Source organism: Thioclava sp. NS-SX20, assembly GCF_057380695.1.
The window spans coordinates 2,702,585-2,729,580 of record NZ_CM170816.1; the positions used below are offsets into that span (position 1 = coordinate 2,702,585).

A 26,996-nucleotide genomic window follows, 5' to 3' on the forward strand; every position below is an offset into this window, starting at 1 on the left:
TCGTTTGGATCTCAGGCTTGCGACGTATCATCGGCAAGAAGCGGCGAAGAGAGGCCGCGCGGATGGGCTTCGACAAAGCCGGGGCTGTCCATGCTGCTTTCCTCGGGCACCACGCCCATCACCTCGAAGCGCCGCGCGGCGGGCAGCACGCGCCCCTCGAGCGAGCCGACGGCCTTGTTGTAGCGGTCCACCGACTGGGTGAGCGCGCGCCCAATTCCATCCATATGGGTGCCGAACACCTTCAGCCGGTCATAGAGGTCGCGGGCGGTTTTCTGCACCTCCAACGCGTTTCGGGCCATGCGTTCCTGTTGCCAGCCATAAGCGATCGCCTTCACCAACGCCATCAGCGTGGTGGGCGTGGCAATCAGCACCTTCTGCGCAAAGGCATAGTCGATCAGGCCGGGATCGGCTTCGGCGGCGGCCGACACGAAGGTTTCGCCGGGAATGAACATCACCACGAAATCGGGCGTGCCCTCGATCTGCGACTGGTAGGATTTGGAGGCGAGCTGTTTGACATGGGTGCGGATATGGCTGGCGTGGCGGGCCAGTTGCGCGGCCTGCTGATCGGGGGTCTCGGCGTCGAGCGCATCCAGATAGGCCTCAAGCGGTGTTTTGGCATCCACCACAATCGAGCGCCCGCCCGGAATATGCACCACTGCATCGGGGCGGCGCGCACCCTCATCTGTGGCCACATGCTGTTCCAGATGGAAATCGACATTTTCCGTCATGCCCGCCATTTCAAAAACCTGACGCAGCTGCATCTCGCCCCAGCGGCCCCGCGTTTTTGGCGCGCGCAGCGCCTGCACCAGCTTGCGGGTCTCAAGGCCCAGATGCGCCTGACCCTCGGCCAGAGCCTGCACCTGCTGATGGATCGCGCCGTAAGCCTCGCCACGGGCCTTTTCCAGCTCGGCGATCTTCACACCCATCTCGCCCAGACGCTGGTCCAGCGGTTTCACCAGATGTTCGATGGCTTTGCTGCGGCGGTCGAGTTCCTCACGCGCGCCCTGCTGATGGGTCTGGAATCGCTCGGAGACCAGCCGCAGGAAGGCTTCGGAGTTCTGCTGCAAAACGCCAGAGGCCACATGGGAAAACCGGTCCTCGATCTCGCGCTTCATGCCGCGCAATTCTTCCAGCCGCGCCTCATGTTCGCGCTTGAGCGAATGGAAGGCCTGTTCGGCCTGCACGCGGTGGCGATATTCGCCCTCCAGCCGCGCACGGGTCTGGCGCAGCTCGTCCATCACATCGGGCAGACGCTGGGAATTGGCTTCCTCGATCAAAAGCGCCTCGCGCATGCGCCGCGCCTCGCCCTCCCAAGCGCGGGCCTGTGCAAGCGCACCTTCGGCTCGCCCTGCACGGCGCAATGTGGCGACCAGCGCCAGAAGCAGCACAAGCGCAAGGGCCGCAAGCCCCAGCGCCACAGGATCATTCAGCAGGGTTTGCACAGGTCAGGTCCACTGGGTCAGGTGCGGCCAAACAGCCGCTCGATATCGGAAAGTTTGAGTTCCACATAGGTGGGGCGGCCGTGGTTGCACTGGCCGGAATGGGGCGTGGCCTCCATCTCGCGCAGCAGGGCGTTCATCTCTTCGGCGCGCATCTGACGCCCCGAGCGGATGGACCCGTGGCAGGCCATACGCGACAGAACAGCCTCGATTTTGGCCTGCACCAGCTGGCTGTCGCCCAGATCGGACAGCTCGTCCAGCACATCGCGCAGCAGGTTTTCGGCGTTGATTTCCCCAAGGATCGCAGGGGTTTCGCGCACGGCAATCGCATGGCCGCCGAATTCCTCGATGCTGAGGCCCAGCTTGGCCAGCACCTCGGCATGTTCCAGCAGAAGGGCAGCATCGCCTGCCGACAGCTCGACGATCTCGGGGATCAATAGCGCCTGAGCGGGCACGCCGTTTTCGGCCATCTGGCGTTTGAGGCGCTCATAGACCAGACGCTCATGGGCGGCATGCTGGTCCACGATCACCATACCGCGTTCGGTCTGGGCCACGATGTAGTTTTCATGCAGCTGGGCGCGCGCGGCTCCCAAGGGGCGGGCGGTCAGATCGGCAGGGGCGGGGGCGGTTTCAAACCGTGCCGAGGGGCTGGCATAGCCGGGCTGGGCCTCGTGGAAGGCGGTCGTTTCGGCAAAGCCGTCCTGCGGTTGCGAAGGGTAGGCGCGGGCCGGATAGGCGGGCGCGGGCTGGAAATCGGGCGCTTGGGCGGCATAGGCTGCGCGGGTGGCCCCCATGCTGGGGCGGTCCATCTGGTAAACACGCGGAAAGCTGGGCTGTTGGGGGCTTGCTTCGGGCATCGCTTCGGGGCGGAACGCCGCCAGCGTCGCATCGGCCACCGTGGTCGAGGCACGATGCCCTGCGCCCCCCAAAGCCGCCCGCAGACCCGAGACGATCAGCCCGCGCACCACTTGGGATTCGCGGAAACGGACCTCGGCCTTGGCGGGGTGGACGTTGACATCGACCCGCTCGGGATCGCAGCTGACAAACAGCGCCGCCGCCGGATGACGCTCGCGCGAGAGGAAATCCATATAGGCCGCGCGCAGGGCGCCGATCAGCATCTTGTCCCGCACGGGGCGGTTGTTCACAAAAAGATACTGCTCCACCGCTGCCCCCCGCGAATAGGTGGGCAACGCCGCATAGCCGGTCAGCCGGATGCCCTCGCGCTCGGCGTCGATCCGGATTGCGTTATCGGCAAATTCGCGGCCAATGACCCGCGCCAGTCGCATGCCCAAAGCATCGAACATCTCGCCCTGCTCGGCGTCAAAGCGGAAGATCTCGCGCTCGCGCCGGCCTTCGGAAATATCGCGCAGGGTGAAGCTGATCTTCGGCTCGGCCATCGCCAGCCGCTTCATCACATCCGAGATCGCCTGTGCCTCGGCGCGGTCGGTACGCATGAATTTCAGCCGCGCGGGCGTCGCATAGAACAGATCGCGCAGCTCGACCACGGTGCCACGGTTCAGCGCCGCCGGTTTCACCGCGCCGATCTGCCCGCCGTTCACGGTGATCGTGGCCGCATCATAGCCTTCCGCACGCGAGGTGATGGTCAGCCGCCCGACCGACCCCAGCGAGGGCAGGGCCTCGCCGCGGAAACCAAAGGTATGGATATTCAGCAGATCCGAGCCGTCAATCTTCGAGGTCGCATGGCGCGACAGCGCCAGCGGCAGGTCTTCGGCGGTCATGCCGCAGCCGTTATCGGTGATGCGGACCAGCGTCTTGCCGCCATCGGCATAGGCCACATCCACCCGCGTGGCGCCTGCGTCGATGGCGTTCTCCACCAGTTCCTTGACGGCAGAGGAGGGGCGTTCCACCACCTCGCCCGCCGCAATGCGGTTGGCGGCGGCATCGTCAAGCTGGCGGATAACGGGGCGTTTCGGGCCGATATTGGGGGTGTCAAGCGTCATGCCACCACACCTAGCATAAATAAAGCCTGCCCGAAACGGGTTCGGGCAGGCTTTCCTGTGGATATCTCGGTCATTACTCCGGAGGTTATTTCAGGCCCGTAGGCCGACCGACCACAACAAAGCGCAAATCCTCCGCCTTGAGCAGCCGCTTGGCCACGCGGGCGATATCGTCCTTGGTGACCGCTTCGATCTTGGCATTGCGCGTGTTGATATAATCGACAGGCATATCCGAAAGCTGCATCCCTGCCAGAATGCTGGCGATCTGGCTATTGCCATCAAAGCGCAGCGGATAGGCGCCGGTCAGATAGGTCTTCGCATCGGCCAGTTCCTTGTCGCTGACCTTGCCATCGGCCGCCTTGGCCCATTGGTCTTTCACGACCTTGATCGCCTCTGCGGTCTTGTCATTGGCCGAGGCAAAGCTGCCCTGCCATGTCTTCGCCAGATCCTGATCGATCAGATAGGTATAGATGCCATAGGTCAGCCCGCGTTTCTCGCGCACCTCATCCATCAACCGCGAGGAAAACCCGCCCGCTCCAAGGATCTGGTTCAGCACGAAGGCCGCGAAGAAATCGGGGTCTTCCATGCCGATCCCTGCCTGACCGAACATCACCACCGATTGTGGCGTGTCGAAATCCACCACCGTGGTGCCGCCGCTGAGTTTCAGCTTGGCCTTGGCTGGCATATCCGCGCCTTTGGCGGGCAGATCCCCCAGCAGCTTGTCCAGCAGCGGGCCAAGCTGGTCTGCGGTAATGTCCCCCACGGCAGAGACAACCATCCGGTCCTTGGCCATGACGCGGGCTTTGGCGTCAAACATATCCTCGCGGGTCAGCGCGGCCACGCTTTCGGCGGTGCCGTTGATCGAGCTGCCATAAGGGTGGTCGCCAAAGGCCTCATGGGCAAAGGTCTTGGACGCGATGGCATTGGGGTCTTGCGCGTTCGAGGCGATAATGGCCTGCACCTGACCGCGCACACGGTCCACGGCGGATTGGTCGAAACGCGGGTTGATCAGCGCCTGACGCAGCAGGTCCACCGCCTGATCGCGGTTTTCGGTCAGCATCTGCGCGCTGATGGTCAGCGTATCGTCGCCCACATCAAAGCCGAATTTCGCGGCAAGGGATTCTTCGGCTGCGGCGAAATCCTGTGCCGACATATCGCCTGCACCTTCCTCCAGCGTGGCCGTCATCAGGTTGATCTCGCCGCGCTTGTTGGGCGCGTCAAGGCTGGCACCGCCCTTGAAGCTGATGCGCAACGCGGTGAAGGGGATGTCATGCGCCTCCACAAGCCAGGCATGAAGCCCGCCGGGAGAGGTGACCTGTTCGATATCCAGAGCACGCGCGGGCAGCGACAGCGTCAGCGCGAAAAGGCCTGCAAGGAAAAGCCGGATCATTGTTTGGGCGCCTCCTGCGCGGCGGGTTTCTCAAGATAGCCTGTCACGGCATTGCGCTTGTTCAGCACGTCTTTCGCGGCGGCCATGACATCTTCGGGGGTGACGGCTTCCAGCACCTTGGGCCAGTTCTGCACATCTTCCACCGAGAAGCCGGACGCAAGCGCCGTGCCATAGCGTTGGGCAAGGCCCTGCACATTGTCCTCGGTATAGATCTGGCTGGCATGGATCTGGGTCTTGATCCGTGCGAACTGGTCGGGGTCGATCCCGTTGGCCATGAAATCGGCCAGCGCCTTGTCCAGCGCGGTTTCCGCCTCGGGCAGGGACACATCGGCGGCAGGCACGACAGACAGGCCGAAGGTCGTCTTGTCGATCGACATTCCGTCATACCATGCGCTGACAAAGATCGCCTCGCCCGAGCCGAAGATCAGCTTCTTGCCCAGAACGGAGGTCTGGGAATTGCCGCCCAGAAGCTCGGCCAGAACGGTCAGGGCCGCCGCTTCTTTCTGGTCTCCGGGATTGCGCTCGGGGGCGAGATAGGTCCGCATCAAAGAGGGCTGCGCCACGCGCGGGTCCTGAAAATCGACCTTACGTTCGGCCAGTTGCGGCGGTTCCTGCGGACGCAGGCGCGGCGGCAACTGGGTATTTGCGGGGATCTGGCCGTAATATTTCTGGGCCAGCGTCTTCACCTCTTCGGGGGTGACATCCCCCGCCACGATCAGCACGGCATTATTGGGCGCATAATAGCGTTTATACCATGCCAGTGCGTCCTCACGGGTCAGCCCTTCCATTTCCGCGCGCCAGCCGATGATCGGGGTGCCATAGGCCGAGTTTTGGTATTGCGCCGCGCTCATCTGTTCGGCGAACTGTGCCTGCGGGTTGCTGTCGATCCGTTGTGACCGCTCTTCCAGAATCACCTGACGCTCGGTTTTCCAGTCATCGGGAGAGATGCGCAGATTATGCATCCGGTCCGCTTCCATCTTCATGACCAGATCCAGACGGTCTGCCGCGATGCGCTGGAAATAGGCGGTGTAATCATCGCTGGTAAAGGCGTTGTCGGACCCCCCGTTGGCCGAGACGGTCTTGGACAATTCGCCCGGTGCCATGGTCTTGGTGCCCTTGAACATCAGGTGTTCGAGATAGTGGGCGATGCCGGATTTTCCGCGCACCTCATCGGCAGAGCCGACCTTATACCAGACCATCTGGACCACAACCGGCGCACGATGATCCTCGATCACCACGGTCTGCAACCCGTTATCCAGTGTGAAGGAGCTGACCTCCGCCGCCGCAGCCGGAAGGGCTGTCAGGGCAAAGGCAGCGGCAAGCCATGCGCGCAACATTCGGACCTCAAGTGTTTTGCGCTACCTTGTCGCCTGTTGCCGTGGCCCGCAAGTCGTTTGACGGGGAGTTGATGGATAACTCCCCTCAAATAACGAAGAAATTATAGCTGCGCGGCAGGGCGGGCCTTATTTTGCGGCCTGTGCCGCGCCCGAGGGCGGTGCCGACGGCGTTGCGGCATTCAGTTTGCGCCAACGTTCAAGTTCGGCTTCCTGATCAAGGGCCATCGGTGCATAGGCCTGATAATAGAGCGTCTTGCCGGTCAGGCGGTCAAGAAGGCGCCCGTTATGGTCCTTGCGGTATTCCAGATCGGCGGCCGCCAGCTGGCTGCGGATCGCAGGATCCGTGCCCTTGCGCATTGCATAGCCGATCAGGGCGCGGTCCGCGCCTGCGGTCGTGCGGGCATTGGAGCTTCCGCCAAGGGCCGCAATCGCATCGGCTTCCGGCGTCGGGTCAACCAGATTGCGCCCGCCCGGCGTCGGCGTCGGCAGGTCATTCAGGTCCGAGGGCATTTGCAGCGACTTGGTCGGCACAATGGCAAACTCGTCCGGACCCGGCCGGTTGGTACGCAGTTTCATCAGTTCGGGCACATTCGACCCGCCACAGGCACCCAGCAAAAGCACCCCTGCAAGGGCGATCCCGAGATTTGATGCTGCCGACATTGGCCACTCCCTCATCGATACTGCCTCGTCATAACCTAAAGTCCAGCGGGCGTCACGCCCCTTTGGACCGTCCTTTTTTGCCGCGCGATTCATTGCCCGTAAAGAGCGCAAGCCCGACCGCGCCAAGGAAGATCGCGATATCCGCCACGTTGAAAGAAAACGGGTTTTGCCAGCCGGGGAGGGAGGTGTTGATGAAATCGGCCACGGCTCCGTAGAAAATGCGGTCGATCACATTGCCCAAAGCCCCACCGATCAGCAGTCCGGCGGAGGCCTGCACCTTGGCCGTCTGCGGTTTGCGCGCGATCCAGATGGCGACCCAGACGGAAATCATCAGGGCCAAGGCGATCAGCAGGATGCGCGTATAGTCGGTATCGCCGGAGAACAGCCCGAAATTCACGCCCCTGTTCCACGCCATGCGAAAGTTCAGGAAAGGAGGCAGCACCTCGATGGCATAGCGCTGGTCGAGCTGCATCAGATGCACCACGATATATTTCGAGGCCTGATCGAGCACCAGAACGACCAAGGCCCAGAGAGTTGCCAAACGCATGCGTGATCCCTTTTACAATCATCCCCCTATGCCCCGAAAGCGGGGGCGGGGGCAAGAGATCTAGGGCCTGGATGGCGTTTTGGTGATGGGGGGCGGGTGTTTCTTCGATGAGCGCAGGAGCCAGATGCCAAGCGCGAGCCCTGCGCCGCCAAGGCCGAACGGTAGACCGATAAACATCGCGAGGAGCAGAGCCTCTTCCCCTTTGCTGCATCCGGTCGCGCTGCCGAAGGCACAGCCTTGTCCGGCAATTCGAGGGCCAAGAAGCAGGGTGGCAAGGCAAAGCGGAAAGGTAATGGCGATCAGGATATAGCCGACAAAGCGTTTCATTGAAATCCGTTTGGAAAAAGGCGGACCCTGAGGCCCGCCTTTGGCGGATTAGTGACGGAAGTGGCGCATGCCGGTGAAGACCATCGCCAGACCGCGCTCGTTGGCGGCGTCGATGACTTCCTGGTCGCGCATCGAGCCACCCGGCTGGATGATCGCGGTGGCGCCTGCTTCGGCTGCGGTGATCAGGCCGTCGGCGAAGGGGAAGAAGGCGTCCGAGGCGACAACCGAGCCGATGGTCGGGGTCTTGTCGAAACCGCAGGCTTCCTGCATGTCTTCGGCCTTGCGTGCGGCAATGCGGGTGCTGTCCACGCGGCTCATCTGGCCTGCGCCCACGCCCACGGTTGCGCCGTCCTTGACGTAGATGATCGCATTCGACTTGACGTGTTTCGCGACTTTCCACGCGAACAGCAGGTCTTGCAGTTCCTGCTCCGAGGGCTTGCGCTCGGTCACGACTTTCAGGTCGTCCAGCGTGATGATGCCGTTATCCTTGTCCTGCACCAGAAGGCCACCGGCCACTTGGCGGTAGGTGGTGATCGGCGCATAGACATCCGGCAGGCCGCCGGTTTCCAGAAGACGCACGTTCTTCTTCTTGGCGATGACCTCTTTGGCGGCGTCATCGACAGCAGGCGCGATGATGACTTCCGAGAAGATCTTGGTGATCTCTTCGGCGGTCTCGGCGTCCAGCGTCTGGTTCAGCGCGATGATCCCCCCGAAGGCAGAGGTGCGGTCGCAGTCGAAGGCACGCTTATAGGCCTCAATCACGGTCTCGCCGGTGGCCACACCACAGGGGTTCGCGTGTTTGATGATCGCCACGGCGGGCTTTTCGGTGCCGAATTCCGACACAAGTTCAAAGGCCGCATCGGTATCATTGATGTTATTGTAGGACAGTTCCTTGCCCTGAAGCTGCTTGGCCGTCGCCACGCCCGGACGGTTCGTGCCATCCAGATAGAAGGCCGCCTGCTGGTGCGGGTTCTCGCCATAGCGCAGGGTCTGCGCGATGGTGCCAGCGAAGGCACGGCGGCGCGGGGCTTTCTCGCCGATGGCGCCTGCCATCCAGGTGGAAACAGCCGCATCATAGGCCGCGGTACGGGCATAGGCGATCTGCGCCAGCTTCTGACGGAAGGGTAGGGTGGTTGCACCGTCATTCTCGTCCAGTTCTTTCAGAACCGCGTCGTAATCTTCCACATCCACGACGGTCGCCACGAAACCGTGGTTCTTGGCCGCTGCACGGATCATTGCCGGACCGCCGATATCGATATTCTCGATGCAGTCGTCATATGCCGCGCCTTTGGCGACGGTCGCCTCGAACGGGTAGAGATTCACCACGAGCAGGTCGATATTCAGGATATCATGCTCTTTCATCGCGGCGAGATGCTCTTCGTTGTCGCGCAGCGCCAGTAGGCCGCCATGCACCTTGGGGTGCAGCGTTTTCACGCGGCCATCCATCATCTCCGGAAAGCCGGTGACCTCGGCCACATCGCGCACCGACATGCCCGCTTCGCGCAGGGCTTTGGCAGTGCCGCCAGTGGACAGAAGTTCAACGCCGCGCGCGGAAAGTGCGCGGGCAAAATCGATCAGGCCGGTCTTGTCGGAGACCGAGATCAAAGCACGGGTGAGCGGAACGGAACGGGTCACGGGCAGCATCCTTGGATCAGGTGTCGGAATCGTCGCGATCCGCACCATACTGCAGGTCGCGTGTGCCCTGCGACCTATCCTGTGCCTTCGTGAAGGTCCAGCTAATCTGACATCTTTCGTCCAAAAGACGGCCTGAAAGCACGATCTGTTGCGTCGCGCGCGGCCTCAGGCGGCCCTTTTCAAGGTAAACGGACGGATCAAGCGCCAGTTTTAGCGCCCCGTCATGGCGGAAGACCCAGATCTCGCCGGATTTCAGCGCGATGGAAACGGCGTGGCCCCCCATATCCAGCGTGGCATTGGCCTCGGGGTGCAGATGGAACCGGATCTGGTAGGGAATGCCGGTAAGTTTCTCGCGCTCCAGCACCGTTTGCAGCCGCTTTTGCCCCTGCGGTGTGGCCGCCGAAAGCGAATCGCACCCTTCCAGCAGGCGGCCGTCGGTGGCAAGCGACAGGCGGCGCAGATGGGTCAGACCGTGGGTGGCGCTATAGCCGTCATGGCCCGCCATCCAGCTCTGGCCGCTGTCTTCATCGCGCACGGCCCAGACCAGTTCGGGGGTTTCTTCCAGCCAGCTATGCGGGCTGCGGCCAAAGCTGCGTTCGGGGCCGAGCCGTGACGAAGAATAGCCGCCAAGGGCCAGCGTCGAATGGCTGGGCGTTGCCCGTCCGGCCTGATGCCATTCACGGCCAAACTGCGCGCCGGAGCCGCAATTAACGATGATCGGCCTGCGTCGCGAGGTGAGCTCGAAGGCCAGTGTGGACGCATGGGCATCGGTCGATGCCGCCCCTGCGGGTGGTTTGTCGGCATCCATGATCAGGCTGGTGCCGCCACCATGCAGGCGCGCAAAACCCATTGCCAGAGTTCCGGTGGGGCCGCGCCGGATGCCGGTTTCGACCAGCGTCTGGTCGATCCGGTCTGGGTTGCAGGCCTCGCCGCCATGAAAACGCGCCAGCCCGCCATCGGCATGGCGCAAGGCGCGCAGGGTGGGGGCAATCCTTTCGATGGCGGCCAGATGGGCCGGATCGGGGGCGGCGCCGGTGGCTTCGATCGCCTGTTTGGCCCAGTTGAGAAGCGTCAGAACCTCAAGCAGCTCTTCGGGGTTGCGGGTGGCGATACCGCCTTCGATATCGATCTGGCTGGCGCATTCGGCGGCCAGCCCCGCCAGCGCCTGCGCGCTATGGCCCTGCATGCCGGTCAGCGAGAGCGCGGCATAGATCAGCCCCGTCAGCGCCTCGAACCGCGGCAGGCCCGGCGGTGCCGATTTCCAGCGTTTGGCCAGATAGGTGGTCTGCGCGCCAAGCGCCGCAAAGAAGGCATCGGCCTTGGGTTTGTCCTGCGCATGCAGGATCATCAGCGCGTTATTGATCCAGCGGATCACGCGGCGGCCCGTCAGATCGGGCTGCCAGCCCGCGCCAGTGCCACGGCCATAGCGGTCGATCCAGCCAAAGACCCAATCCTGTGCGCGGGCCCGTGCGGTGCGGTCGCCCACGGCGGCCAGATCATCCAGCCAGCCGAAACCGTGCAGCGCCTCCTCGAAGGCCGGATCGGGCATCGCCAGATCCCAAGGGCTGCGGTCGCGCCCCTCGATCAGAAAGCCCGCCAGCAGGAAGTTGCCGCCAATCAGCTGCCGCCCGCGTGCGACAGAGCCGATGGTGCGCGGCTCGGGCTGGCTGGTGAACCCCGTTGCCGGAGCGCCCCGCGCCGCCCTGCGTGCCGCCAGCGTGTTCAACGCCTGCGCCAGACGGGCGCGCTTTTGTCCGCTGGGAGAGGGGGTCGGCTTTCTGGCTGTGGGTTTGGCCAAGGTTCTGTCGCTCGAATTATCTAGGGGGCCGCGCGGGCTTGAAGTGCGGCGATTATGCGTCGGGCGGAAGGGGGTGCCAAGAGGCCCCCGCCTAGCCTGCGTCAAATGATGGGCGTTATTCTGCCCGCCGTTTCAACGTGGCCACATAAAACCCGTCCATCCCGCCTTTATCGGCCCAGTAGTCGGGGCGCAGACGCAAGCCACCCTCTTCGGTGATCCACTCGGGGTCGATGCCCTCCAGCGTGGGGCGGATCACCTCCCACTCGGGGTGGCGCTCCAATGCGCGGCGGATCTGGGTCTCGCCTTCCTCGGGCAGAAGCGAGCAGGTCACATAGGTCAGCCGCCCCTCGGGCGTCAGCCAGCCCATGGCGCGCTCAAGGATCTCTTCTTGCAGCGCGAACAGCCCCTTGATCGAGGCGCTATCCTTGATGGCGGGCAATTCGGGGTGGCGGCGGATCGTGCCGGTGGCCGAACAGGGCGCATCCAGCAAGATCGCGTCGAAAGGCGCCTCGGGGGTCCAGTCCAGCGCATCCGCGGCCACGACTTCGGCACTCAGCTTGCAGCGCTCAAGGTTTTCATGCAGCCGCGCAAGGCGACGCTCGGACAGATCCAGCGCGGTGACCTGCGCCCCCATCGCCGCCAGTTGCAGCGTCTTGCCACCGGGAGCCGCGCACAGATCCAGCACCCGCATGCCTGCGGTGGGCGCCAGCGCCTTGGCCGCCAGCGAGGCCGCCGCATCCTGCACCCACCAGTCCCCCTCGGCAAAGCCCGGAAGATCGCGGATCTGGCCCGGTTGATGCAGCCGCACGGAGCCCGTGGGCAGAACCTCGCCCTCCAGCCGCTCGGCCCAATCGGCGGGGTTTTCCTTGACGGAAATATCCACAGGGGCGGGACGCTGGTGCGCCTCTTCCATCTTCTGCACCGAGACCTTGCCATAGGCCGACATCAGCCGCCCGCGCAGCCAGCCCGGAAGCTGGCCATAGGGCAGGGTCTCCCAGCGGGCCTTATCCTCGGCCACCTTGCGCAGCACGGCATTCACCAGCCCCGCAAAACTATCGGTGCGGCGACCGCCCGATTTGCACAGGGTCACGGCGGCATCCACCACGCCATGATCCGCGCCGCCTTCGGCACATAGCTCGACCGTCGCCAACCGCAGAAGCGCCATGATATCGGGCGTGGGTTTGCGCTTGAGGAAGGGTTTGAGCATCTTGTCGGCCCGCTCCATATGGCGCAGGGTCGAGGTCGCCAGCCGCTGGGCCCGCGCCTTTTCACCGGGGCTGAGGCCATCCAGCGCATCCATCGCGATCTGGTCGGCCAGCGACAGATGGTCGTCAAACACGCCAACAATCAGGCCAAGGGCCGCGCGGCGGGCAGGGTCGGGTTTTGCCATAGCTTGGCCTCCGGCTTGTGAGGATCGATTTCGCGGCCTATATCAGTTGGGTCGTTAAGACAACTCTCATGACAAGAGGTGCCCCATGTCGAAAGACGCCGCCCCGCAAGAGCCCCAACCCGATCTGCCGCCCGCGACCCCGCCAATGCCCCAGCCGGATCTGCCCGCAGGCCCGCCGCCGACACCCGCCCCCGACCTGCCGCCCGCCGCGCAGCGTGCCTTGGCCGAGGCCGAAGAGCGCCGCCGCTTGGCGCAGGCACAGAGCCTGCCGACCGAACTGGGCGGGCGTGACGGCCCCGAGCCGGTACGCTATGGCGATTGGGAAAAGAAGGGCATCGCGGTCGATTTCTGAACCGCCCGTCTTGCGCTTGGCCGCGAACCTGCTAGCCATTTGCGCATGACATATCCTCGCTATACCCGCCTCGTTTCGTCCCTGCCTGCTTCGGTGCCTTTCATTGGCCCCGAAACGCTTGAGCGCGAGCGTGGTGCCCCCTTTGCCGCCCGTCTGGGGGCCAATGAGAACGGCTTTGGCCCCTCGCCGCGGGCGATTGCCGCGATGGCGGCAGAGGCGGGCGAGGTCTGGAAATATGGCGATAGCACCAGCCTTGAATTGCGTCAGGCCTTGGCGGCCCATCATGACCGCCCCGCAAACACCATCGTGGTGGGCGAGGGCGTGGACGGGCTGCTGGGCTGTCTGGTGCGGCTGATCATCGAGACGGGCGACGCGGTTGTGACCTCGGCGGGCGCCTATCCGACCTTCAACTTCCATGTCGAGGGCTTTGGCGGTGTGCTGCACAAGGTGCCCTATAAGGGCGACCATGAAGACCCGCAGGCGCTGATTGCCAAGGCGCGGGAGGTCGGTGCCAAGCTGATCTATATCGCCAATCCCGATAACCCGATGGGCACATGGAACACGGGCGCTGCGATCGAGGCGATGATTGCGGAGATCCCCGAGGGCTGTCTTCTGGTGCTGGACGAAGCCTATATCGAGATGGCCCCCGAAGAGGCCGTGCCGCAGGTGGCGGTGGATGATCCGCGCGTCATCCGCATGCGGACCTTTTCCAAACATTACGGGCTGGCGGGTGCGCGCATCGGCTATGCGATGGGCGCGGCCGAGCTGATTGCCCAATTCGAGAAGATCCGCAATCATTTCGGCGTGAACCGGATTGCGCAGGCGGGGGCTTTGGCGGCGCTGGCCGATACCACTTGGTCGGCCTTCATGGCGCGGCTGATTGCGGGCGCGCGGGGCCGCATTGCCGAGATCGCAGCCGAAAACGGGCTGGAAGCTGTCCCCTCGGCCACCAATTTCGTGGCCGTCGATTGCGGACGCGACGGGGCCTATGCCCGTGCTGTGCTTGCAGAATTGGCCAAGGCGGATGTGTTCGTGCGGATGCCGGGGGTGGCGCCTCTGGACCGCTGTATCCGCATCTCCTGCGGGCCGGATGCCGAGCTGGACCTGCTGGCCAAGGCTCTGCCCGAGGCGCTAGAGCGGGCCGCCGCCGCATTGTAACATATGTCACGGGCGCTTGACGTCACGGCGCTATCGCCCAGCGGTGATTTGCGCAATGCCGCCTGAGGGGCCAGATTTCGGGTATCCGAGAAGGAGATCCGAAATGAGCCGCATGACACGTATCCACAAGATCGCGATGCTCAGCCCCGTGGCCTTTGCGCTGGCCTTCGGGGCCTATGCCCAAGATGCCAGCTATCCACAGATATCGAAGGCGGCGATGGCCACCGCCGATGCCTCGCCCTCGACGGCGGCATTCCAGCAGGCACGGGCGCGAATGGCGCGCACCCTGCCGCATGATTATAGCGGCAATGTCGATCTGGATTTCGTGCGCCAGATGATCCCGCAGAAGAAAAGCGAAATCGCGATGGCCGAGGTGGTGCGTGATTACGGCGAGGACCCCGCTATGCGCCAGCGCGCGGCCCAGCTGATCAAGGCGCAGCAGGACGACCTGCAATGGCTTGAAGGCTGGATGGCCGCGCACAGCAATCGTTAGGGGTAATCGTCAGGGGCGGGTGTTACCTGCCGTGCCGGGCGATCACCTTGGCCGCCGCCGCCACGCCGCCCGCACCATGCGGAATGCCAAGCGCCTGCAGGCCCGCCTCCATCGAGGCGATCACCCCAAGCGTCATATGCGCATTCACATGGCCCATATGGGCGACCCGTAGATAGCTGTCGATTTCGGGGGTGCCCGGTTCGGCCATTCCCAGCCCGATGCCAAGGGTCACGCCGGCTTCGGCCTCCAGCCATTTGCGCAACCGTTCGGCATTGCCGCCGCCGATCCGTGCCGCCGTCACCGAATGGCTGCGCAGCGCGGGGTCGGCCACATTCAGCGCGATGTCATGCCCGCCCGCCGACCACGCGTCAAAGGCCGCCCAGAGCGATTGCGACAGGGTGGCGTGGCGCGCCCAGATGGCCTCGAGCCCTTCCTCGGCGATCATATCAAGGCTTTCGCGCAGCCCGAACATATGGTGGGTCGGGGCGGTGCCGCCGAAATATTCGTAGACATAGTCGGGGAACAGGCGCGGCGTCCAATCCCAATAGGGCGTGCGCAGATCGGCGGTCTTGCCCGCCTCGAGCGCCTTATCCGAGGCAAAGAGGAACCCCAGACCGGGCGGCACCATCAGCCCCTTCTGGCTGGCCGAGACCATGATATCCACCCCCCAGTCATCCATGCGGAATTCGTCGCAGGCCAGCGAGGCGATACAATCCACCGCCAGCAGGGCAGGGTGGCCTGCCGCATCAATGGCCGCACGCAGGGCAGGGATGTCATTGCGGATCGAGGTGGCCGTGTCCATATGCGTCACGAAAACCGCCTTGATCTTGCGGTCGGTATCGGCGCGCAGCGCGGCCTCCAGCTGCGCCGGATCGGCAGGGGATTTCAGCCCGAAATCCAGCATCTCGACCGTGATCCCCATGCGGCGCGCATACTCGGCCCAGCCATGCCCGAAGCGCCCCGTGGCCATCACCAGTGCCGTCTCGCCGCGCGAGAAGAGATTGGCGTTGACCGCTTCCCACAACCCGTGGCCGTTCGCGATATAGATGCCGCAATGATAGCGCGTCAGCGCGACGGATTTCAGGTCGCGCACCAGACCGGCGGCAAGGGTCTCGATCTCGCCTTCATAGATATTGGGGGCGGCGCGATGCATGGCCCGCAACACGCGGTCGGGCATGGCCGAGGGGCCGGGGATGGCAAGATAGGTGCGGCCATTGGCAAGGCTCATTGGGTGTCTCCCTGTGGTTGACCTATCGGTAAAAACTCCATTTGGCAGGGTCAATCCGCAGCTTTGTGACGATACAAAGTAAAGCTCTGCCAGCCTGCACAACTGCCTGTTTCGCAGGCGAACTTGCATGGGGTGCAAGGGCTGGGCTAAAACCGCGCGACCGAGCCTTTCCCGCAGGAGCGATAGATGGCCAAACGAAATATCTATACCTCGCGCCATATGGTCGCCCGGATCTGGCGCGACTATCTGCGTCCGCATGTGGGGTGGATGGCGATCGCCTTGCTGCTGATGGTGGTCGAAGGCTCGACGCTGGGGGCGCTGAGCTGGCTCTTGCAGCCATTGTTCGACAAGGTGTTCTCCGGCAAGGAGCCGGGGCTGATCTACTGGGCGGGCGGTGCGGTTTTTGCGCTGTTCCTGATCCGTGCGGCCACCTCGATCGCCTCGAAGACGATCATGACGAAAATCTCGCAATCGACATCGACAGCGATGCAGGTCGATCTGGTGGGGCATGTGTTGCGGCTGGACCAGTCCTTTTTCCAGATCAATCCGCCCGGGGCGCTGATCGAGAGGATTCAGGGCGATACGCAGGCGGTGCAGAATATCTGGAAAGCCTTCATCACCGGTGCGGGGCGCGACGCGATCTCGCTTGTCGGTCTGATGGCCGTGGCTTTGGGGGTGGATGTGGTCTGGACGCTGGTGGCGATGGTTGGCTTTCCGCTGCTCTTGGCTCCTGCGGTCATCGCGCAGCGCTATATCCGCCGCAAGACGATGCAGATGCGCGACAGTTCCAGCCAGCGCGCGACGCGGCTGGACGAGATGTTCCACGGTATCAACGCGGTCAAGCTGAACCGGATCGAGGACCAGCAGACAGGACGTTTCCGTGTGCTGGTCAACCGGATCATGGGTCAGCAGATCAAGATGGCCGCGACCCGTGCGCTGATCCCTGCAATGGTGGATATCGTGACGGGGCTTGGCTTTTTTGCCGTGCTGGTGGTGGCAGGGCATGGCATCCTGTCGGGGCAGCGTACCGTGGGGGAGTTCATGTCCTTCTTCACCGCGATGACGCTGACCTTCCAGCCGATCCGGCGACTGGCGGCGGGCACCGGTGAATGGCAGACCGCCGCGGCAAGCCTTGAGCGGATCTATACGCTGTTCGATCTGCACCCGACGGTGGCCGCGCCCCTGCATCCGGCACAGGTTCCGGCCTCGCTGGATATCACGGTGGAAAACGTGACGCTGTCCTATGGGGCAACGCAGGTTCTGCACGGGCTCAGCTTCACCGCCAAAGAGGGCCAGACCACGGCTTTGGTTGGCCCGTCCGGCGCAGGGAAAAGCACCGTTTTCGCGCTTCTGTCACGCTTGCTGGACCCTGACGGGGGGCAGATCCTGTTGGGGGGCGCAGATATCCGGACGCTGGATCTGGGCCAGTTGCGCCAGATGTTTTCGACCGTGGCGCAGGATGCGGCCCTGTTTGACGAGACCATCCGCGAGAATGTGTTGCTGGGCAAGACGGTGAGCGACGAGCGTCTGCGTCAGGCGCTGGACGGGGCCTATGTCAGCGAGTTCACGCAGGATCTGCCCGAGGGGATAGACACGCCTGCCGGTCCGCGTGGTTCGGCTCTGTCGGGCGGGCAGCGCCAGCGGGTGGCGATTGCCCGCGCCATCCTGCGCGATGCGCCGATCCTGCTGCTGGACGAGGCGACCTCGGCGCTGGATACGGCGTCGGAGAAACGGGTGTCCGAAGCGCTGGAGAAGCTGTCTGTGGGGCGGACGACGCTGGTGATTGCCCACCGGTTGTCCACCGTGCGCAATGCCGACAAGATCGTGGTGATCCGCGAAGGCCGTGTCGAGGATGAGGGGACGCATGAAGAGCTTCTGGCGCGCGGCGGCACCTATGCCGATCTCTGCGCGATGCAGTTGATCGAGTGAGCCCCCATAGACGCGTCTTCGTTGCGGGCCTATATCAGGCGCAAAGGAGACCATCATGAGCCAGCGTCGTATCTACAAGATCAGCGGTCCCGATCGCGAGCATTTCCTGCAAGGGCTGGTCAGCAATGACGTGACGCGCCTGAAGGACGGGCCGGTCTATGCCGCGCTGCTGACGCCGCAGGGGAAATATCTGGCCGATTTCCTGCTGGTGCCGTGGGGCGAGGAGATCCTGCTGGATATTGATGCGGGGCTGGCAGAGGCGACGGTCCGCCGCCTGATGATGTATAAGCTGCGCGCCAAGGCCGAGATCTCGGAGACGGACCTCAAGCTGTATCGCGGCACCTCGGAGGTCAGGCCCGACGGGGCTGTGATGGACCCGCGTCATCCCGCGCTGGGCTGGCGGCTTTATGGCGAGACCGAGGGCGATGATGGCAGTGATTTCGACGCGATCCGCGTCGAGCATTGTATCCCCGAGACTGGGATCGAGCTGACGCCCGACACCTTCATTCTGGAAGCGGGGTTCGAGCGCCTGCATGGTGTGGATTTCCGCAAGGGCTGCTATGTGGGGCAGGAAGTGACCGCACGGATGAAGCACAAGACCGAGCTGCGTAAGGGGCTGGTGCGGGTCGCGATTACCGGGCATGCCGCACCCGGAACCGAGATCCGCGCCGGAGAGAAGCCTGCGGGGGTCCTGTTCACCCAGTCCGGCGGGCATGCCATCGCCTATCTGCGGCTTGATCGCGCGGGTGCGCAGATGCGGGCGGGCGATGCGCTGGTCTCGTATGGTTGAGTGTCTTGGGGGAAAGCGGACAGGTTTGCCGGATTTCCCCGTCACTTATCTGTGAGCCATGCGCCCGTTGCGTTCGGAGCACAGCTCGGCGTTAATTGGTTAACGTGCGCCACAATGTGACCCTACTTATAAAAACTACTACATATTGTGTTCGATAGATAAAATTCTACCGTATTCACGGCTATTGCAACAAGGTATTCCCTGCGTGCATATCAGATATGATTTGCTGGCTGTATCGAATCGGAAGCTAAGCAGCCTACATGACCGTCACGCCCGGAAACGCAAGAGCAATAATACAAGGACGGAATAATGCGCGATTTCGTGGATGGCTCCGCATTCAACTATGAACAAGGTCAACGCGCACGGAAGCTGTTTGCTGCCGTCGTTCTGGCAGCTCTGGATGATGCGATTGCCGACGATAAGAAATACGGAAATGGCCCAGAGCAGATTGCACGCTGGGCACGCTCGCGCGATGGCCGCGAGGTTCTGTCCTGTGCCGGTATCGACCCCAACGAACGGGTTGTCAGCGGCCTGATGGAATTCGTTTCCAAGGGCATTCGGACCTCTGTCGCTTTGTCGCGTGAGGAAAGCGAACGCCGTATGGCAGCCGAAGAAGCCGAGGCTGCCTGATCTTCAGGCGGAGGTTCCGCCGCAAGATCGTCTCTTCAAAAGACCCCGGCGTTTGGCGTCGGGGTCTTTTGTTTTTAAAACGCCCGCTATGTCCAAATGATGGCTTGAAACCTACGAGGCCGTCGCTAGCCTGTCTTTTCGGGAAGAGGACAGGCAGGTAATGCAGGAAAAATCCAATCTGAAGGGCGCGCTTTACGGGCTGCTGGCGATGGCGATCTATGCGTCGCATGATGCGATCGTAAAAGGGTTGGGCGGCAAGTTCTCGGCGATCCAGATCGTCTTTGTGGCCGCCTTGCTGAGCTTTCCCATCCTGTCATTCATCATGCTCAACGACAAAAAGGCGGGGCATCTGCGGCCAGCCTATCCGGGCTGGGTGATCCTGCGGTCTGTCTGTATGATCATTGCGGGGCTGACGGCGTTTTATGCCTTCTCGACGCTGCCGCTGGCGCAGGTCTATCCGATCCTCTTCGCGACACCGCTTCTGGTGACGATCCTGTCGATCCCGCTTCTGGGCGAGACGGTCCGGTTGCGGCGCTGGGTGGCGATTGCGGTCGGTCTTGCCGGTGTGCTGATCGTGGTGCGCCCCGGACAGGCGGATCTGGCACTGGGGCATCTGGCCGCCGTGCTCTCGGCCTTCTGTACGGCGCTGGCTTCGGTCATTGTGCGCAAGATCGGGACGCAGGAGCGTTCGATCGTTTTGCTGATCTACCCGATGATGGGCAATTTTCTGGCAATGGGCATGGCGCTGCCTTTCGTTTACGTGCCGATGGACATGACCGATTTCGCCCTGATGGGAACCATCGCGTTATTCGGGCTGACTGCAAGCTTCATCACCATTCTGGCCTATCGCGAGGGCGAGGCGGTGATTGTCGCGCCGATGCAATACAGCCAGATCATCTGGGCCGTGGTCTTCGGCTACCTGTTCTTCAGCGAGGGAATAGATCTGACGACCCTTGTCGGGGCGGGCGTCGTGATTGCCTCGGGCGTCTATATGGTCCTGCGCGAGAAAAGCGCGGGCACTTCGCAGAACATGCCGGTGCTCAATACGCGCCACCGTCTGGAGATGCCCTATGCGCCCCGTTCGTCGCTTCTGGGGCGGCTGCTCAAGCGGCCCGTGACGCCGGGTCCGGGACGCGAGATGCGGGGTCGGGAAACAAAATGAAACGGCAGGCAGATTTCCTCTTGATCTTATGTCGTCGGAGCGATACATCCCCGCCCACGGTCGGAGCGTAGCGCAGCCTGGTAGCGCACCTGCTTCGGGAGCAGGGGGTCGGAGGTTCGAATCCTCTCGCTCCGACCATTTCCCGAAATTGTGGATTGCCACGATAGTCTTCCTGATTGGACACTGTCTTTCATCACTTCTGGCAATCACTGCAGGGCAGTGCACTGATCCGGCGGGATCGATTTTTCTTCTTTTGCTGAAGCTACTCTGCCGATATGCACTGGTAGGCCGCTATCACCTCCCCACCTGCGCGCCCGTTATGCCGCCATCAACCGCTCGACATCGGCATCAAGCCGTTGCTTCTTGCGCTCCCAGTCAGGGTCAGCGGCGCTCAGTGTCGCCCAGAACTCAGGGCCGTGGCTGTGGTGCTTGCCCTTCGTGGCACAGCTTCGCGTTCATTCGCATATTGTCATTCGTGCAGATGGGGACGGCCAGAATGTGGATGTGGGGATGCGCTTCGTCCCGATGCTCGACAATGCTCAGCACTTCGGTGCCATTGCTGGCCGCATCCTTCTTGGCGAAGGCGATGACATCTTCGCGCCAGCGCCGGTATTCTTCCTCGATCATGTCAGACACGGGGTCGGGGAAACTGAAGACGCTGGCGACGAGGATGGCCTATCGTTGTTGTTGCAGATGACTGTGTGTTCAAACATGTGCCCGATCGGCGCATCCATTCCGGCGACCAAGCCCCTACGGCCGAGCCGCCTCGTCAGTGGCAGATGGCACATCTTACGGCAGGCGCGCTCCGCGACCGCCCTTGCGCAGGACCTCTGACAGACGGCTTCTCATGATTACGAGGGCGATCAGACCGGCGATCAGACCCCAGAACCCCGACCCGATCCCCCAGACCACGATCCCCGATGCCGTCACAAGGAAAGTGATCATCGCCGCCTCACGATGCTCGGCATTGCTCAGTGCACCTGTCAGTCCATTGGTCAGTGCCGAGAGCAAGGCAAGCCCGGCCGTGGCAGAGATGAACTCCACTGGAAGAGACTGGATCAGACTGGCGACCGAGGGGCCGAGAAGGCCGAAGATGATATAGAAGATGCCGCAAAAGACACCGGCGACATAGCGTTTGGAGGGGTCCTTGTGGGCTTCGGGGCCAGTGCAGATGGCCGCGGTCAAGGCCGCCAGCGTGATCCCATGCGAGCCGAACGGCGCAAGGCCCACCGAGACGGCGCCCGTGGTCTGCAGGATCCCCGTGACGGGCGGCCGCGAATAGCCCGCTGCCTCGAGCACAGCCAGCCCCGGAATATTCTGGGAGGCCATGGCCACGACGAAGAGCGGGATTGCGATCCCGACAAGCGCCCCGGGCGACACGGTGGGCCAGGTCATGACCGGATGGACGATCGCGAGCTGCATGGTGTGGGTGTCCACCTCGCCCCCGATCAGACTTATCGCGAGACCGATCAGGAGGGCGCCGATCACCGCATAGGTCGGATAGAACCGCCGGCCAAGCAGAAAGACCACCGCCATGGGAATGACAAGATGCGGGGTTTTCTGCATCGACCCGATCAGCTGCAAGCCGAACTGCAACAGGATCCCCGCCAGCATCGCCGCCGCGATCTGCGGGGGCATCTTCAACACCAACCGCTGAAATCCCGTCGAAAATCCCAAGGCAAGAATGAGCGCGCCGGTGACCAGAAAGGCAAAGATCGCCTCTTGATAGGAATAGATGCCCAGAGCACCGATCAGAAGGGCCGCCCCCGGTGTCGAGAAGGCGGTGATGATCGGAAGCCTGTAGCGCAGGCTCAGTATCAAACCGGCAATGCCGCTGCCAAGCGAGACCGCCCAGATCCATGTGGCCAGCTGCATATCACTCAGACCGGCCGTCTTGGCGGCCTGAAACACGATGACCAGAGGCCCGGCATAGGAGACGATCACGGCCACCAGGCCAGCGGTGATCGCACTGAGCGATGTATCTTCAAGGAGTTTCTGGAACACGGGAAGTTGACCTTTTGTACTCATTTGGGGGCATAGGGCATGGCGATCATGCGGCGCAGGCTGGAGATGTCCTTGAGACCATTGCCGGTACTGACGATTACGGCCTCGGACCGCGGCCCCAGCAGATCCTGTTCGCGCGCACGGATCGCGCCAGCGCAGGCCGCCGCGGCTGCGGGTTCGACCAGATAGCCACAGCGTGCCATGAGACGCATGGCATCCAACACCTGATCGTCGGATACTTCGACATGACGCCTGCCACAGCGCACGCATTGCAACGCATGCGCCCGTGACTGCGGGTTCGTTAAATGAACGGTCATGATCTGTTGCCGGGTTCGGACATTTCAGGACCTGCGAACACCTTCATCACTTGCCGAGCACCATAATCGCTTCGATGGCGACGGCGCCGCCGGCCGGAAGAGCCACTGCACCAACGGCGGAGCGCGCCGGATCGCGCGCCAGCGCGGTCTCGATATAGGCGATCCGGCTTCCTAGATAGCCGCCATTCGCGTCCCTTTCGGAGACGACGACAAGATTGCCGCCGAGCGCCCGGATCAACTCGAGGCTGTCTTTCGCGGCATTTGGGTCGACCACGCAGGTGAATTTGTACCCGCGGTTGGCACAGACCATGGCCAAGGCAATACCCAGATTGCCCGAAGAGGATTCGATCACATGACCGCCGGGGCGCAACCGACCGGCCGCTTCGCAATTGGCCACCAGCGCAAGCGCCGTCTTCAACTTGATCGACCCGCCCGGGTTCGAGCCCTCGAACTTCACCACGACATTCAGATCCGGCCCGAAATCGATCTCGGCGAATTGCGTCGGGCTGATCAGGTTCCACAGGAACCCCGTATCGCCGATTTGCCGATCTTGTGAAAGCGAGCGCGTTGCAGCCGCTAGCATAGCCACCTCGTAGGATTGAAATTTTGTGCAGCCTATGCGTGTGCCAACTCAACCAAAAGGGGCACAGAGGCCGATTTCGGAGAGACACAGACCCGGGGATTTCAGCAGTTCGCGGCGATCTCGCCGATCTCGATCAACACCGCGCGCGACGAGACACAGAGCCTCCGCGTCACGCAGAGCCGAAAGCTTGCCGGGGTCCGCGGCGCCCCGAAGATCGTGCCGCGCGAAACCTCGATCCCGCGCGCTTCCAACGTCGAGAAAAAGGCCTCGGCATCGGTGCGATCGGGCAGCGTGATCCAATAGACCCCTCCGGCCAGCGGGCGGGAAATTTGCGTTCCAGCGGGGAAATGGGTCTGAATGAGGCCAAGGATCTCCTGCCTTTGGCGGGCGAAGATCTGGCGCACGCCCTTCAAGTGGTCCTCGAGCATCTGCGAGCCGATCAGCCGCTCCGCAATCCTCTGTCCAGGGGTCGAGGTGCAGTGGTTCTCGGACAGCAGCTTGCCTGTCAGATCCGCATGAAAGCGCCCCGGAAGACACCACCCGACCCGCAATCCGGGTGCCAAAATCTTGGAGAGCGATCCAAGATAGAGGACACATCCGGTCTCATCGAAGGCTTTCAAGGGCGGCGGACTGTCCTTGCCCTCGAGAAGTCCGTCGAACACATCATCCTCGATAATGACGCATTCATGCGCCTGCGCAGCCATCACCAGCCGGCGCCGGTCCTCGATGGGCAAGGTGTAACCCAACGGATTGCTCAGGGTCGGATTGACGAACAGGATCCCAATCTTGTCCGCTTCGATAAGCTCGATCGCGCGCTCGGTATCGAAGCCACGCACACTATCGGACTCCAGCTTATGCACCGAAAGCTGCAGCCCCTCGACGGCCCTCAGACAGCCGAAATAGCAGATCCGGTCATGCGCGATTGCGCCGAACCTCTTCGACAGAAATTGTAGCAGCAGGCGCAGGAATGTGTTGTCCCCTTCGGTGATGAGAACATCATCCGCCGAGCACTGAACGCCGCGGCGCATCAGAGCCTGCGCGATCAGGCGCCTCAATCGGACGCTGCCCGGCGGCAATTCCAGTGTCACGAAATCGTCCCAAGATTGTCCGATCGCCTGCTTGGCCAAGGTCGCGATCCGCGCCGCCGGGATCAGATCCGTCTCGAGAACCGCCGACGAAAAGGACCGCTCGCGTTCCTCCCCGCCCAGGATCAGCCGGGCGACCATCGCCTCGTCCGTTTGCCCGGCGTCGAAGCCATCCAGCCAGTTGCTGCGCATCGACCCGGTGTCGGCCACGAAGTGACCGATGCGATCGCGCGTGTAGATAACCGCCCGGCGCCGCAGCTCGTCGATAGCCTTCTCGACAGTCTTCCGGCTGACCCCGGCATCGCGCATCAACACCCGAACGGACGGGATCTTGTCCCCTGGGCACAGAACCTTTCGGGCAATCTTGTCCTCGATCGCCCGGGCAACTTGCAGATAGATGTATTTCTCGGAAAGTTTTCTCATCGCGTCTCAAAAACCTTTGCGCGTCACTGGGCACAACATCGGGAAAGCTCCTCAAATCGCCCAACATCTAAATGCTGCGTCGCCGGAGTATCGCTCGCCCCCGACACAAATGGAAAGATATGTGTCGATTCCGGCTGGGGGCGGAATGACACCTAGGCCGGTGAACGGCGGCTATTCGCCGGTTGCTGCGGCGGCGATGCCGCGACCTCACAGTCGGCAAACCGCCCATATTGTTGAAAAAGTCAGGCGGCGCCGAAATTATATACTAAATGTGCTACATGGCATGCCTGAAGATCAGTATATAGTAAAGGAAATGTGCTGCATTGGAGTTTTTTAACGATATCCGCCCTTCTTTCCGTGCAGCATGATTTGACCTATTTTTGATAATACTTCCAAGATAAGGTGTGCGATTATGACTTGGGACAGCTGAAATCCCGAGGTATGCAAAAGCAGTCATTTTCTCGATTAGAACATGCCCTTGCTCAAGAAACTCTCCCTTACCGTCGTGCCTGATGAGCGCGAGACACTGCCCTCCTTTTTCTGCCGTATGGCTGCGTTACAAGGCACCGAAGCCTTCGGGTTCGCGATGGATATCGGGATCAATTTCAAGCGGATCGTGGATCACGACCCGGAGGCGATCGCCACGTTCGCCGCCTGAGCCGGTCTGACCGATGACCAGCTTGCGGAGCTTCTGTCCTGGACAGGAGACGAATGGGGGATGTCCGCATGCGCTATCGGGGCGAGGTGATGGTGTCGCGGGCTTTGCGCAACCCGATCATCCGTGGTTGCCCGATCTGTCTTCGCGGGGACAGCAAGGATGAGCGACCGCCTTTGCGCAAGATGGTCATGCAAGGCAGCTGGCTGTGTCGCGGTGTCAATGTTTGCGTGGAGCATAACCACATGCGGGTGCCGCTCTGGCAGGAGACCACGCCGATTGTGCGGGAAGATATCGGCGCGCGGCTGACCGCGATCTGGCCGGATCTGCGCGACGGCCGGCTGGATCAGCCGCTGATCGAGCCGACCCCCTATGATCGCTGGCTTGATGACCGCCTGTCGGGCTGCGGGGATCAGACATGGCTGGCGGAGCAGTCGCTCTTTGCCGCGATGACATTTTGCGGATTGCTAGGGGCAGAGCTCCAGTGCGCCCAAGGTCTGGCTGAGGATGACTGGTCCGCCAAGGCGCTCGGCTTCCGATACGCTTCGGCTGGCCCGATTGCGATCGAGGACGCCTTCACCATCCTGAGCACCGCTGACGATGGAAATCCGGATGTAAGCCGCCGCGCCTTTGGCGCCCTGTTCGACAAGCTCGAATATATCTATCGCGACGATCCGGACTTTGACGCATTTCGTGCGCTTCTGCGCGCGCATGTCATCCGGATCTGGCCGCTCGCCGCAGGTGAGCCCTTGCTCGGCCAGCCGCTTGAGGAGCGACTGGTGCATTCGCTTTTGAGCGCGTCGCAAGAAATGAAGATCGTTCCGGGACTTCTGGACGCGCTGTTGACCGAAGCCGGCGTTTTCGCGGAAGGCGACCAACGCCTGCCATCACGCAAAATCTTCGATGCGCGGATCCATTCGGACCTGCTGGGCGAGATCGCGACCCGGGTCGGGCCGAAGGCCATGCGCGACGGCATAGGGGCAACTTTGACGGAATTCAGGGCCTTGGTGGCAGAGGGTGTTTTGGTGCCGAGATCGAAGCTCGAGACGGTCAAGAACCCCTGGCACCTTCCTGATGCCTTGGCGCTGCTGCAAGATCTGGAACATATGGCGACGCCGCTGCCTGCTGGAGCATCCGGCTGGGAAACCATCCACCTTGCGAGCAAACAGGTGGGGCTGCCAGTTGCCCGGATCGTAGAAGCGATCCGCGAGGGACGCCTCCAGCCCAAGAAGCTGCCAGAGGTCTTTGGCTATCATGGGATCGTCGTCGAGATCGCTGCTCTGGAAGGGCTCCAAGAGCAGCAGATGGCCGCCGCAGCTTTCGCCCGCTTGATCGGGCTGAGGGACTATGCGGCTTTCACCACGCTGATCGAAGCGGGCCAAATCCCAGCCACCCAGATCAAAAGCGTAAAAACCGCGCGGTTCCAGTGGATGATGTCGGACACGGAGATAGCAGCTTTCCGGCAGCGATTCGTGACGCCGACGATGATTACAGAAGAGACGGGACTGCATCGCAATACCATCTTCGCGGTGTTCTCGGCGGCGAGCGTGACACCATTCCGGCCAGATGGGCTGGATGCGGGGCCGATCTATCTAAGGAACGAGAGCATGCCTGCCATCGCGGATTATCTGGCCAAACGCTAAGAACAAAGCCCTGAAAATAGTCCTTGACAGGGGGGTGCATGGAAAAACGCCATTTCGTGCAAG

25 protein-coding genes and 1 tRNA gene are annotated in these 26,996 nt (G+C 62.5%); 10 read left to right on the plus strand and 16 right to left on the minus strand.

From position 1 onward, the window contains the following. Window positions 1-11 precede the first annotated feature (11 nt). The 10 genes from AC2ISB_RS13290 to AC2ISB_RS13335 all read right to left on the minus strand — a co-directional run bounded on the left by AC2ISB_RS13290 (window position 12) and on the right by AC2ISB_RS13335 (window position 12,481). Window positions 12-1,442: a DNA recombination protein RmuC gene (locus AC2ISB_RS13290; RefSeq protein ID WP_486575392.1), complete on the minus strand. Its 1,431-nt coding sequence runs from the start codon at window positions 1,440-1,442 to the stop codon at window positions 12-14. Between the two features lie 17 nt (window positions 1,443-1,459). Then, the gene (gene mutL, locus AC2ISB_RS13295; protein ID WP_486575394.1) at window positions 1,460-3,400 is read right to left on the minus strand and encodes a DNA mismatch repair endonuclease MutL; all 1,941 of its coding nucleotides are present in this window, start codon (window positions 3,398-3,400) and stop codon (window positions 1,460-1,462) included. Between the two features lie 85 nt (window positions 3,401-3,485). Beyond that, window positions 3,486-4,787 carry a M16 family metallopeptidase gene (locus AC2ISB_RS13300; RefSeq protein WP_406721571.1) on the minus strand — a complete coding sequence of 434 codons (1,302 nt, stop codon included), beginning with the start codon at window positions 4,785-4,787 and terminating at the stop codon, window positions 3,486-3,488. After that, entirely contained in the window at window positions 4,784-6,124 is a 1,341-nt protein-coding gene (locus AC2ISB_RS13305) for a M16 family metallopeptidase (RefSeq protein WP_406721572.1), read from the minus strand. The genes AC2ISB_RS13300 and AC2ISB_RS13305 overlap by 4 nt, the downstream gene beginning before the upstream one ends. A gap of 126 nt (window positions 6,125-6,250) precedes the next feature. Further along, window positions 6,251-6,784, minus strand: a complete 534-nt coding sequence (locus tag AC2ISB_RS13310; RefSeq protein WP_339108715.1) for a DUF3035 domain-containing protein — start codon at window positions 6,782-6,784, stop codon at window positions 6,251-6,253. A gap of 52 nt (window positions 6,785-6,836) precedes the next feature. Further along, window positions 6,837-7,331, minus strand: a complete 495-nt coding sequence (gene lspA, locus AC2ISB_RS13315; RefSeq protein ID WP_339108716.1) for a signal peptidase II — start codon at window positions 7,329-7,331, stop codon at window positions 6,837-6,839. A 60-nt stretch (window positions 7,332-7,391) separates the two neighbouring features. After that, window positions 7,392-7,658, minus strand: a complete 267-nt coding sequence (locus AC2ISB_RS13320; RefSeq protein WP_486575396.1) for a hypothetical protein — start codon at window positions 7,656-7,658, stop codon at window positions 7,392-7,394. A 48-nt stretch (window positions 7,659-7,706) separates the two neighbouring features. After that, window positions 7,707-9,293 carry a bifunctional phosphoribosylaminoimidazolecarboxamide formyltransferase/IMP cyclohydrolase gene (gene purH, locus AC2ISB_RS13325; protein ID WP_339108718.1) on the minus strand — a complete coding sequence of 529 codons (1,587 nt, stop codon included), beginning with the start codon at window positions 9,291-9,293 and terminating at the stop codon, window positions 7,707-7,709. 16 nt (window positions 9,294-9,309) lie between these two features. Continuing rightward, the gene (locus AC2ISB_RS13330) at window positions 9,310-11,091 is read right to left on the minus strand and encodes a heparinase II/III family protein (protein WP_406721574.1); all 1,782 of its coding nucleotides are present in this window, start codon (window positions 11,089-11,091) and stop codon (window positions 9,310-9,312) included. A gap of 115 nt (window positions 11,092-11,206) precedes the next feature. Then, window positions 11,207-12,481 (minus strand): RsmB/NOP family class I SAM-dependent RNA methyltransferase, encoded by a 1,275-nt coding sequence (locus tag AC2ISB_RS13335; RefSeq protein ID WP_486575398.1) that lies wholly within the window; start codon window positions 12,479-12,481, stop codon window positions 11,207-11,209. Window positions 12,482-12,566: 85 nt separating this feature from the next. On the opposite strand from AC2ISB_RS13335, the gene AC2ISB_RS13340 reads away from it, so the two are divergent. The 3 genes from AC2ISB_RS13340 (at window position 12,567) to AC2ISB_RS13350 (ending at window position 14,484) form a co-directional block, all read left to right on the plus strand. Next, the gene (locus tag AC2ISB_RS13340) at window positions 12,567-12,833 is read left to right on the plus strand and encodes a DUF1674 domain-containing protein (protein WP_406721577.1); all 267 of its coding nucleotides are present in this window, start codon (window positions 12,567-12,569) and stop codon (window positions 12,831-12,833) included. 45 nt (window positions 12,834-12,878) lie between these two features. After that, window positions 12,879-13,991: a pyridoxal phosphate-dependent aminotransferase gene (locus AC2ISB_RS13345; protein ID WP_486575401.1), complete on the plus strand. Its 1,113-nt coding sequence runs from the start codon at window positions 12,879-12,881 to the stop codon at window positions 13,989-13,991. A gap of 103 nt (window positions 13,992-14,094) precedes the next feature. Further along, entirely contained in the window at window positions 14,095-14,484 is a 390-nt protein-coding gene (locus AC2ISB_RS13350) for a DUF305 domain-containing protein (protein WP_339108722.1), read from the plus strand. Between the two features lie 22 nt (window positions 14,485-14,506). Here AC2ISB_RS13350 and AC2ISB_RS13355 read toward each other — a convergent pair whose 3' ends face one another. After that, window positions 14,507-15,712, minus strand: coding sequence for a pyridoxal-phosphate-dependent aminotransferase family protein (locus AC2ISB_RS13355; protein ID WP_486575403.1), 1,206 nt, complete (start codon window positions 15,710-15,712; stop codon window positions 14,507-14,509). A 186-nt stretch (window positions 15,713-15,898) separates the two neighbouring features. Between AC2ISB_RS13355 and AC2ISB_RS13360 the strand changes: the two genes are divergently transcribed. The 5 genes from AC2ISB_RS13360 to AC2ISB_RS13380 all read left to right on the plus strand — a co-directional run bounded on the left by AC2ISB_RS13360 (window position 15,899) and on the right by AC2ISB_RS13380 (window position 20,361). Continuing rightward, window positions 15,899-17,641: an ABC transporter ATP-binding protein gene (locus AC2ISB_RS13360; protein WP_406721580.1), complete on the plus strand. Its 1,743-nt coding sequence runs from the start codon at window positions 15,899-15,901 to the stop codon at window positions 17,639-17,641. A 55-nt stretch (window positions 17,642-17,696) separates the two neighbouring features. Beyond that, window positions 17,697-18,431, plus strand: a complete 735-nt coding sequence (gene ygfZ, locus AC2ISB_RS13365; RefSeq protein ID WP_486575405.1) for a CAF17-like 4Fe-4S cluster assembly/insertion protein YgfZ — start codon at window positions 17,697-17,699, stop codon at window positions 18,429-18,431. Window positions 18,432-18,740: 309 nt separating this feature from the next. Then, window positions 18,741-19,061 (plus strand): DUF6280 family protein, encoded by a 321-nt coding sequence (locus AC2ISB_RS13370; RefSeq protein ID WP_339108726.1) that lies wholly within the window; start codon window positions 18,741-18,743, stop codon window positions 19,059-19,061. A gap of 160 nt (window positions 19,062-19,221) precedes the next feature. Then, window positions 19,222-20,223 (plus strand): DMT family transporter, encoded by a 1,002-nt coding sequence (locus AC2ISB_RS13375; RefSeq protein ID WP_486575408.1) that lies wholly within the window; start codon window positions 19,222-19,224, stop codon window positions 20,221-20,223. Between the two features lie 61 nt (window positions 20,224-20,284). Then, window positions 20,285-20,361, plus strand: a tRNA-Pro gene (locus tag AC2ISB_RS13380). 270 nt (window positions 20,362-20,631) lie between these two features. Here AC2ISB_RS13380 and AC2ISB_RS13385 read toward each other — a convergent pair. The 5 genes from AC2ISB_RS13385 to AC2ISB_RS13405 form a co-directional block, all read right to left on the minus strand. Further along, entirely contained in the window at window positions 20,632-20,850 is a 219-nt protein-coding gene (locus AC2ISB_RS13385; protein ID WP_486575410.1) for a hypothetical protein, read from the minus strand. A gap of 162 nt (window positions 20,851-21,012) precedes the next feature. Further along, entirely contained in the window at window positions 21,013-22,227 is a 1,215-nt protein-coding gene (locus AC2ISB_RS13390) for a benzoate/H(+) symporter BenE family transporter (RefSeq protein WP_486575412.1), read from the minus strand. 20 nt (window positions 22,228-22,247) lie between these two features. Then, window positions 22,248-22,544 (minus strand): pyridoxal-phosphate dependent enzyme, encoded by a 297-nt coding sequence (locus tag AC2ISB_RS13395; RefSeq protein ID WP_486575414.1) that lies wholly within the window; start codon window positions 22,542-22,544, stop codon window positions 22,248-22,250. Window positions 22,545-22,590: 46 nt separating this feature from the next. Beyond that, a complete protein-coding gene (locus tag AC2ISB_RS13400; RefSeq protein ID WP_486575416.1) occupies window positions 22,591-23,127 on the minus strand; it encodes a pyridoxal-phosphate dependent enzyme in 537 nt (178 codons plus the stop codon). 101 nt (window positions 23,128-23,228) lie between these two features. Beyond that, a complete protein-coding gene (locus AC2ISB_RS13405) occupies window positions 23,229-24,635 on the minus strand; it encodes an aminotransferase-like domain-containing protein (RefSeq protein WP_486575418.1) in 1,407 nt (468 codons plus the stop codon). Between the two features lie 478 nt (window positions 24,636-25,113). On the opposite strand from AC2ISB_RS13405, the gene AC2ISB_RS13410 reads away from it, so the two are divergent. Further along, window positions 25,114-25,293 carry a TniQ family protein gene (locus AC2ISB_RS13410; RefSeq protein WP_339108732.1) on the plus strand — a complete coding sequence of 60 codons (180 nt, stop codon included), beginning with the start codon at window positions 25,114-25,116 and terminating at the stop codon, window positions 25,291-25,293. A 53-nt stretch (window positions 25,294-25,346) separates the two neighbouring features. Further along, the gene (locus AC2ISB_RS13415; RefSeq protein WP_486575420.1) at window positions 25,347-26,933 is read left to right on the plus strand and encodes a TniQ family protein; all 1,587 of its coding nucleotides are present in this window, start codon (window positions 25,347-25,349) and stop codon (window positions 26,931-26,933) included. The last annotated feature ends 63 nt before the right edge of the window (window positions 26,934-26,996 follow it).

Bases quoted from the DNA above. Each gene is read 5' to 3' on its own strand.
- mutL (WP_486575394.1), bottom strand. From the start codon at position 3,400: ATGACGCTTGACACCCCCAATATCGGCCCGAAACGCCCCGTTATCCGC.
- AC2ISB_RS13300 (WP_406721571.1), bottom strand. From the start codon at position 4,787: ATGATCCGGCTTTTCCTTGCAGGCCTTTTCGCGCTGACGCTGTCGCTG.
- AC2ISB_RS13305 (WP_406721572.1), bottom strand. From the start codon at position 6,124: ATGTTGCGCGCATGGCTTGCCGCTGCCTTTGCCCTGACAGCCCTTCCG.
- AC2ISB_RS13310 (WP_339108715.1), bottom strand. From the start codon at position 6,784: ATGTCGGCAGCATCAAATCTCGGGATCGCCCTTGCAGGGGTGCTTTTG.
- lspA (WP_339108716.1), bottom strand. From the start codon at position 7,331: ATGCGTTTGGCAACTCTCTGGGCCTTGGTCGTTCTGGTGCTCGATCAG.
- AC2ISB_RS13320 (WP_486575396.1), bottom strand. From the start codon at position 7,658: ATGAAACGCTTTGTCGGCTATATCCTGATCGCCATTACCTTTCCGCTT.
- AC2ISB_RS13335 (WP_486575398.1), bottom strand. From the start codon at position 12,481: ATGGCAAAACCCGACCCTGCCCGCCGCGCGGCCCTTGGCCTGATTGTT.
- AC2ISB_RS13340 (WP_406721577.1), top strand. From the start codon at position 12,567: ATGTCGAAAGACGCCGCCCCGCAAGAGCCCCAACCCGATCTGCCGCCC.
- AC2ISB_RS13345 (WP_486575401.1), top strand. From the start codon at position 12,879: ATGACATATCCTCGCTATACCCGCCTCGTTTCGTCCCTGCCTGCTTCG.
- AC2ISB_RS13350 (WP_339108722.1), top strand. From the start codon at position 14,095: ATGAGCCGCATGACACGTATCCACAAGATCGCGATGCTCAGCCCCGTG.
- AC2ISB_RS13355 (WP_486575403.1), bottom strand. From the start codon at position 15,712: ATGAGCCTTGCCAATGGCCGCACCTATCTTGCCATCCCCGGCCCCTCG.
- AC2ISB_RS13360 (WP_406721580.1), top strand. From the start codon at position 15,899: ATGGCCAAACGAAATATCTATACCTCGCGCCATATGGTCGCCCGGATC.
- ygfZ (WP_486575405.1), top strand. From the start codon at position 17,697: ATGAGCCAGCGTCGTATCTACAAGATCAGCGGTCCCGATCGCGAGCAT.
- AC2ISB_RS13370 (WP_339108726.1), top strand. From the start codon at position 18,741: ATGCGCGATTTCGTGGATGGCTCCGCATTCAACTATGAACAAGGTCAA.
- AC2ISB_RS13375 (WP_486575408.1), top strand. From the start codon at position 19,222: ATGCAGGAAAAATCCAATCTGAAGGGCGCGCTTTACGGGCTGCTGGCG.
- AC2ISB_RS13385 (WP_486575410.1), bottom strand. From the start codon at position 20,850: ATGATCGAGGAAGAATACCGGCGCTGGCGCGAAGATGTCATCGCCTTC.
- AC2ISB_RS13395 (WP_486575414.1), bottom strand. From the start codon at position 22,544: ATGACCGTTCATTTAACGAACCCGCAGTCACGGGCGCATGCGTTGCAA.
- AC2ISB_RS13400 (WP_486575416.1), bottom strand. From the start codon at position 23,127: ATGCTAGCGGCTGCAACGCGCTCGCTTTCACAAGATCGGCAAATCGGC.
- AC2ISB_RS13405 (WP_486575418.1), bottom strand. From the start codon at position 24,635: ATGAGAAAACTTTCCGAGAAATACATCTATCTGCAAGTTGCCCGGGCG.
- AC2ISB_RS13415 (WP_486575420.1), top strand. From the start codon at position 25,347: ATGGGGGATGTCCGCATGCGCTATCGGGGCGAGGTGATGGTGTCGCGG.